The sequence below is a fragment of the Actinophytocola sp. genome, assembly GCF_036002505.1.
Lineage (GTDB): Bacteria > Actinomycetota > Actinomycetes > Mycobacteriales > Pseudonocardiaceae > DASYTH01.
Map to the genome: position 1 here is coordinate 1 of NZ_DASYTH010000254.1, position 6,948 is coordinate 6,948.

Annotated in this window: 7 protein-coding genes and 1 pseudogene; 5 read left to right on the forward strand and 3 right to left on the reverse strand. The window is 70.3% G+C overall.

The genetic code is table 11. From position 1 onward, the window contains the following. Window positions 1–91: 91 nt before the first annotated feature. The gene (locus tag VGR06_RS22685) at window positions 92–409 is read right to left on the reverse strand and encodes a WhiB family transcriptional regulator (protein WP_327561118.1); all 318 of its coding nucleotides are present in this window, start codon (window positions 407–409) and stop codon (window positions 92–94) included. Between the two features lie 215 nt (window positions 410–624). Between VGR06_RS22685 and VGR06_RS22690 the strand changes: the two genes are divergently transcribed. The 4 genes from VGR06_RS22690 to VGR06_RS22705 are packed head-to-tail and all read left to right on the forward strand — an operon-like array spanning window position 625 to window position 4,280. Next, the gene (locus VGR06_RS22690) at window positions 625–1,410 is read left to right on the forward strand and encodes a site-2 protease family protein (RefSeq protein ID WP_327561124.1); all 786 of its coding nucleotides are present in this window, start codon (window positions 625–627) and stop codon (window positions 1,408–1,410) included. Between the two features lie 11 nt (window positions 1,411–1,421). After that, window positions 1,422–2,396, forward strand: coding sequence for a 2-phospho-L-lactate transferase (gene cofD / locus VGR06_RS22695; protein ID WP_327561119.1), 975 nt, complete (start codon window positions 1,422–1,424; stop codon window positions 2,394–2,396). After that, window positions 2,389–3,732, forward strand: a complete 1,344-nt coding sequence (locus VGR06_RS22700; RefSeq protein WP_327561120.1) for a coenzyme F420-0:L-glutamate ligase — start codon at window positions 2,389–2,391, stop codon at window positions 3,730–3,732. Before cofD ends, VGR06_RS22700 begins: the two co-directional genes overlap by 8 nt. Continuing rightward, window positions 3,729–4,280 (forward strand): NUDIX hydrolase, encoded by a 552-nt coding sequence (locus tag VGR06_RS22705; protein WP_327561121.1) that lies wholly within the window; start codon window positions 3,729–3,731, stop codon window positions 4,278–4,280. Before VGR06_RS22700 ends, VGR06_RS22705 begins: the two co-directional genes overlap by 4 nt. Before the next feature lie 105 nt (window positions 4,281–4,385). On the opposite strand, the gene VGR06_RS22710 is transcribed toward VGR06_RS22705, so the two are convergent. Next, the gene (locus VGR06_RS22710; RefSeq protein ID WP_327561122.1) at window positions 4,386–6,137 is read right to left on the reverse strand and encodes a cellulase family glycosylhydrolase; all 1,752 of its coding nucleotides are present in this window, start codon (window positions 6,135–6,137) and stop codon (window positions 4,386–4,388) included. A gap of 180 nt (window positions 6,138–6,317) precedes the next feature. Next, a complete protein-coding gene (locus VGR06_RS22715) occupies window positions 6,318–6,767 on the reverse strand; it encodes a pyridoxamine 5'-phosphate oxidase family protein (protein ID WP_327561123.1) in 450 nt (149 codons plus the stop codon). Window positions 6,768–6,859: 92 nt separating this feature from the next. Here VGR06_RS22715 and VGR06_RS22720 point away from each other — a divergent pair. After that, window positions 6,860–6,948, forward strand: a pseudogene (locus VGR06_RS22720) (transcriptional regulator); the annotation flags it as partial.

Consider the following 6,948-nt stretch of genomic DNA (forward strand, 5'->3'; position numbering starts at 1 on the left):
GGGGAACACCCCCTCGGGCCGGGGGTCTGGGGGCTTGGCCCCCAGAGAGCACAAGAAACGAGCTAATGGCGAGCGCGTTCCGCGAGCATGCCTAGACTGCTCGTTTCTTCAGTTTTCTCCGCTCCCGCTCTGACAAGCCACCCCAGATGCCGAAGCGCTCGTCGTGCGCGAGGGCGTACTCGAGGCACTCGTCGCGCACCTCGCAGCCCTGGCAGATCCGTTTGGCCTCGCGGGTGGAGCCACCCTTCTCCGGGAAGAACGCCTCGGGGTCGGTCTGCGCGCACAGGGCGCGCTCCTGCCACTCCTGCTCCTCGCCTTCGTCGAAGAGTTCGGCAAGAACACCCAGCTCATCGAGAGGGTGCTCCCCCCACTCCACGGCACTGCTCCCGTCGGTGGTAAGTACGTACATCCGGTCCGCCTCCTCGCCTCCTGCGCTCCCCGGCCGGCGGACACCATTCGCCACGCCTGCCTCAGCGGCGAATGACATCGATGTGATTACACCCTTGTGATCTCGGCGAGTCAAGTCCGGTACCTATGTGGGTGATGCGGTATGGAGGCGACTACACCATCGGGCACTCCATCCCGGTGCGGCACCGCCCCTTCGGGCACTGGAACACTGGTGGGGTGCAGCGATCAATGGTGCGCCCATCCCCCGTGTTCCTCGGCATCCTCGCCGTCACCATCGGCGGTGGCCTGCTGGTCGGCTTCGGCGACGATGGGCTCACCCTGTTCGACCCCAATGCGACCGTCACCGCCGGCACGGTGCTGCTCATCCTCGGCGGGTGGGGCGTCTCGCTGTGTCTGCACGAGTTCGGCCACGCCTTCGTGGCGTTCCGCGGCGGCGACCGCGAGGTCTACTTCAAGGGCTACCTGACCCTGGACCCGCGCCGCTACACCGATCCGGTGCTGAGCCTGGTGCTGCCGCTGATCCTGCTGGCCATCGGCGGCATCCCGCTGCCCGGCGGCGCGGTGTGGATCAACCACTACGCGCTGAAGTCCAAGCGCGTCGAGTCCATGGTGTCGCTGGCCGGGCCGCTGTCCAACCTGGCGCTCGGCGGGCTGCTGATCCTGACCGTCCAGCTGATCGACCCGAGCTTTCCGTACTACGGCCTGGCCGGGGCGCTGTCGTTCCTGGCGCTGCTGCAGGTGTTCGCGTTCGTGCTGAACATCCTGCCGATCCCGGGCCTGGACGGCTGGGGAGCGATCGAGCCGTATCTTTCGCCTGAGGCACAACGGTTCGGTGCCAAGGCCCGGCCCTGGGCGCCGCTGATCCTGTTCGCCGCCCTGATCGGCATCCGCCCGATCGGCGACGCGTTCAGCAGGTTGGCGTTCAACGTGTTGAGCCTGATCGGCGGCGACGACGGCCTGGCCGCACTCGGACGCTACGTGTTCTTCTTCTGGCAGCGTTAGGGGTTCACCGGATGAGGGTGGTCGTCATCGTCGGCGGGGTCGGTGGAGCGCGGTTCCTGATCGGGGTGAAGGCGGCGCTCGGGTTGCCCGGCACGACCGGCCACGGGATCACCGCGATCGTCAACACCGGCGACGACGTGTGGCTGCACGGGCTGCGGATCTGCCCGGACCTGGACACCTGCATGTACACCCTGGGCGGGGGCATCGACACCGGGCGCGGCTGGGGGCGGGTCGGGGAATCCTGGACGGTCAAGGAGGAGCTGGCCGCCTACGGCGCCGACCCGGACTGGTTCGGTCTGGGCGACAAGGACATCGCCACGCACCTGATCCGCTCGCGGATGCTGCGCGCCGGCTACCCGCTCTCCGCGGTCACCGAGGCGCTGTGCGATCGCTGGCGGCCCGGCGTGCGCCTGTTGCCGATGACCGACGACCGGGTGGAAACCCATGTGGTGGTCGACGATCCGGACAGCGGCGAGCGCACGGCCATCCACTTCCAGGAGTGGTGGGTGCGCCACCACGCCGAACTGCCCGCGCATTCGATCGTCCCGGTGGGAGCAGACGAGGCGAACCCGGCGCCGGGCGTGGTGGAGGCGATCACCGACGCGGACGTGGTGCTGCTCGCGCCGTCCAACCCGGTGGTCAGCGTCGGCACCGTGCTCGCGGTGCCCGGCGTGCGCGCCGCCCTGGCCAAGACCGACGCCCCGGTGATCGGCGTGTCACCCATCGTGGAGGACCGCCCGGTGCGCGGCATGGCCGACGCCTGCCTCACCGCGATCGGCGTCGCCACCACCGCCGAAGCCGTCGGCCGGCACTACGGCGCCCGCTCCCGCGACGGCCTGCTGGACGGCTGGCTGATCCACGCCACCGACACCGCGGACATCCCGGAGGTTCCGGTCCGCGCGGTGCCACTGCTGATGTCCACCGTGGACGCGACGGCTGACATGGTCCGCGCCGCGTTCGACCTCGCTGGAGTCTCCGTTGAGTGATCATGCCGCACCCGGGAAGGTCGAGATCCTGCCGGTGGAGGGGCTGCCGGAGTTCCGCCCCGGCGACGACCTGACCGGCGCGATCGCCGGCGCGGCGCGCTGGTTGCGGTCCGGTGACGTCGTCGTGGTCACCAGCAAGATCGTGTCCAAAGCAGAGGGTCAGCTGATCGGCGTGCCGGCCGGCAAGGAGAGCCGGGACGCGGCCCGCCGCAAGTTCGTGCTCGACGAGGCGGTCCGGGTGCTGGCCCGGCGTGGCCGTACGCTGATCACCGCGAACCGGTTGGGCATCGTGCAGGCCGCGTCCGGTGTGGACGCGTCCAATGTGGCCGGTGGCGAGATCGCGCTGCTGCCCGCGGATCCGGACGCGTCGGCGCTGGCGCTGCGCAACGGGTTGCGCGAACGGCTGGGCGTCGAGGTGGCCGTGGTGATCACCGACACGATGGGCCGGGCCTGGCGGATCGGTCAGACCGACGCCGCGATCGGCGTGTCGGGCCTGGAGGTGCTGCACCGCTACGCCGGAACCGTTGACGGGCAGGGAAACGAGCTCGAGGTCACCGAGATCGCGGTGGCCGACGAGGTGGCGGCGGCGGCCGACCTGGTGAAGGGCAAGCTCGGCGGCGTTCCGGTGGCGGTCGTGCGTGGCCTGCGGATCGGCGAGAACCCCGGCGCCGCACGGGATCTGGTCCGGCCGATCAACGAGGACCTGTTCCGGCTGGGTACGGATTTCGCAATCGAACGGGGGCGCCGCGAGGCCGTGCTGCTGCGCCGGTCGGTCCGGTTCTTCGCCGGTACCCCGGTCGACGAGACCGCGCTGCGCCGGGCGATCGGCGCGGCGCTGACCGCACCCGCGCCGCACCACACGCATCCGGTCCGGTTCGCCTGGGTGCGCGACCGTCCACTTCGGACGAAATTGCTGGACACGATGCGGGCCGCGTGGCGGGAGGACCTGCGCGCGGACGGGATGCCGGACGAGCGGATCGACCGGCGGCTGCGGCGCGGAGATCTGCTTTACGGGGCAACGGAGATCGTGTTGCCGTTCCTGGTTCGGGCGGGCTCCCACCAGTACCCGGACGCGCGCCGGGCGGAGGCCGAGCGGACCATGTTCACCGTGGCCGGCGGGGCCGCGGTGCAGGGCCTGCTGGTGGCGCTGGCCGCGGAGGAGCTGGGCTCCTGCTGGGTGTCGTCGACGATCTTCTGCGCGCCCGTGGTCCGCGAGGTGTTGGAGCTGCCGGACGACTGGGAGCCCTTGGGCGCGGTGGCCGTCGGGCACCCGGCGGACGGACCGCTCACGCCGCGTGCGGTGGACGGCCCCGGCGAGTTCCTGGTGGTCCGGTGAGCCTGCACGCGGACGCGGTGGCCACGCTGACCGGGTGGCGGCCGGCGGCACCCGGCCAGGAATCGCTGCGGCAGGCGTTTCTGGGCTTCCTCGAGGCCAGAACCGATGCGTGCCAACGGTCCTGCGTGCCCGGGCACATCACCGCGTCGGCGATCGTGCTGGACGCGGCCGGCGAGCACGTGCTGCTCACCCTGCACCCCAGGGTCGGCGCCTGGCTCCAGCTCGGCGGCCACTGCGAACCGTCGGACCGCACCCTGGTGGGCGCCGCGCTGCGCGAGGCCACCGAGGAGTCGGGCATCCCGGGCCTGCGCATCGACCCCGACCCGGTGCACGTCGACGTGCACCCCATCACCTGCTCGCTCGGCGTGCCCACCCGGCACTTCGACGTCCGCTTCCGCGTGCACGCACCCGTTGGGGCACAACCGGTCCGCAGCCCCGAGTCGCTCGACCTGCAGTGGTGGCCGGTCGACGCCCTGCCGCCCGACCCAACCGGCGCCACGGGCCTCCTCGAGATGCTGGCCGCTGTCCCGCCTCTCCGGACTTTTTAATGGTGGTTGCGTTCCGGGAACAGTGCGGTTGTCGGGGTGGATTGTGGCTGGGTGCCGTCACGGTCCCCTGAGGCTCCGTTGGTCGGTGGGAGGCTATGGGCGGCTCTAGTTGGAGACCAGGGCCAGGTGGTCGTGCAGACCCTGACCTTGGGCCGTCGGGGTGCCGGTGTAGTCGGTGATGAGGATCGGGCCGCAGCCGGGCCAGTTGTTCCAGGTCCAGCCGAGGTAGCCGACGCCGTGCCCGTCGGCCCAGGCCATCACCTGGTCGACGAACGTGTGCGCGCAGTCGTTCTCACCGATCTCGCTCAGCGTCAAGGGAACCTGCGCGGCGACCGGCGCCCACTGGGCGTCCCAGCAGCTGGTGGTCACGCAGCCGTTGAAGTTGTAGACGTGCCCGAACGCCATCAGGTTGTTCAGCGGGTCGGTCGGCCGGAACTGCAGCCACTGGGTGAGGGTGTTGGACCAGGTGAGGCCGCCCACCATGATCACGTTGGCGGCGCCGGTCGCGCGGACGGCGTTGACCAGACTCTGGAAGCCGGCCACCTGGTAGCCGATGCCGGTGCAGGTCCCGCCGTCGCGGAAGCACCGCCAGGCGGCGGTCTCGTCCGCGAAGTTGTTGGCCGCGTCCGGGAACGGCTCGTTGAACAGGTCGAACACCACGGCGTTGTTGCCCTTGAAGGCGTTCGCCACGCCGGTCCAGAACTGCGGGGCGAGCTGGGCGTCCGGCATGGGTTTCTGGCACGCCGCCGGCGTGTCCGGGCAGCCGGCCCCGGGTCCGGTGTACTGGCCGAGGTTCCAGTGCATCTCGACGATCGGCGTGATCCCGTTGGCGATCAGCAGGTTCACGTAGTCCTTCACGTTCTGCTGGTACGCGGCGCCGCCGACACCGTTCGAGGGGACGTTGGCGGTGCCCAGCCAGCACTCCTCGTTGAGCGGGATCCGCACCGCGCGGATCTTCCACGAGCGGATGGCGGTGACGGATGCCTGGTCCACCGGGCCGTCCCACATGCCTTTGTTCTGGATGCAGGCGAACTCACCTCCGGACCGGTTCACGCCGAGCAGCCGGTAGGTGGCGCCGCTCGCGGTCAGCAGCCGGTTGCCGGACACGTGCAGTGCCGGCGCGACCGGGTCGCCCGGGCCGCCGGCGACGATGATGGTGACCGGGTTGCTCGTGCCGGCGGCGCCCTGGTTGTCGGTCGCCCGTGCGGTCAGCGTGTACGTGCCCGAGGCGAGGTTGCTGAACGTCGCGCTGTACGGCGCGGTCGGGTCGCTCACCGTCGTAGTGCCGAGCGTGAAGTCCACTCGCGACACCGAACCGTCCACATCAGACGCGGTGGCGTTGGCCGTGACCGTTGCCGGCGGGCTGAACGTCGCCCCGGAGGCGGGGCTGGTGATCGAGATCGCCGGCGGCTGGTTGCCCGGGTCGACCGTGCCCGTGCAGGCGACGCCGTTGAGGGAGAAGGCCGCCGGCTTCGGGTTGCTCCCGACCCACGTGCCGTTGAACCCGATTCCGATCGACGCGCCGGTGCCCAGGTTGCCGCTCCAGGACACGCTCGGGGCGGTCACGCTCTGGCCGGTCTGCGCGAACGTGGCACCCCAGCCGGGCGGCTGGAGCTGCTGCGCGCCGGGGAAGCTGAACCGCAGCGTCCACGAGGTGAGTGGATCACCGAGGTTCTTCAGCGTGATGCTGGCGCCGAACCCGCCCTGACCGGGGCTGGTGGTCCAGTCGTTCGTCGTGTAGGTGACCTGGCAGCCCGCGGCGGCATAGGCCGGGGCGGCGGTGGTGAGCGCCGCACCGCCCGCGGCAACCAGCGCCACCGCGAGGCCGACAATGGGGATCCGCGTTGATCTCGACATCCGGTTTCGCCTCCCAGCAGGGGACTTCGATGGCATCACTGAAAATGGGAGCGCTCCCAGACTGCTGCACCGTGGCGCCAGTCGTCAAGACGCTTGCTTATCCGGTTCAGTAGGAAAATTTTCCTGAACGGCTTCCTTACAGTGACTCGGACACCGTGCCGGGCTTAACTGGTTCAGACCCTAGCCGTCCTCGCCGAAGTCGGTGCTCAGCCACCGGTCCGGCCGGGCGGTGAACAGCACGAACGTGCCGCTCGGTGCGGCCGTCTCGGCCTCGGCGAAACCGCGCGCGGCGTCTTCCGGCAGGTAACGGCTGGTGACGGCGAAAACCTCGTCGAAGGCCGGCGCCCGGTCCACCTTGATCACCGACGCCTCGACGGTGACGTACTTGTACGGAATCTCCGGCCGCTGCACGCAGAAGCTCAGCCGGCCGGCCCGTTCGAGCAGGCGGGTCTTGCGGGCGTTGGCCCCCTGGGTGCCGGTGAAGAACGTGAGGTTGCCGCCGGGCTGGTAGGCGTACCAGACGGGCACCGTGAGCGGCGGCCGGTCGCCGTCGCCGGCCACGCTGAGCACCCCGATGTGGGGCTGGGCAAGGAACTCCTCGCGTTCGGTCGGGGTAAGGGTCCTGGGCATGATGGTCTCCTCAGTACTCGTCGCGGGGCTTCAACCAGCCCATGGTCGGGTCCTGCGGCCAGCCGTCCGGGGAGTCCTCCCACGCCCTCTTCATGCAGCGCACCCAGTTCGGCGACGTGGCCTGTTCGATCGCCCGCACCCTCGACGTGTTCGGCGAGCCGTGGACACCGCTGATCCTGCG

What these genes read in the sequence shown, in the direction of transcription:
- VGR06_RS22685 (WP_327561118.1), bottom strand. Translation starts at nt 409, where the DNA reads ATGTACGTACTTACCACCGACGGGAGCAGTGCCGTGGAGTGGGGGGAG.
- cofD (WP_327561119.1), top strand. Translation starts at nt 1,422, where the DNA reads ATGAGGGTGGTCGTCATCGTCGGCGGGGTCGGTGGAGCGCGGTTCCTG.
- VGR06_RS22710 (WP_327561122.1), bottom strand. Translation starts at nt 6,137, where the DNA reads ATGTCGAGATCAACGCGGATCCCCATTGTCGGCCTCGCGGTGGCGCTG.
- VGR06_RS22715 (WP_327561123.1), bottom strand. Translation starts at nt 6,767, where the DNA reads ATGCCCAGGACCCTTACCCCGACCGAACGCGAGGAGTTCCTTGCCCAG.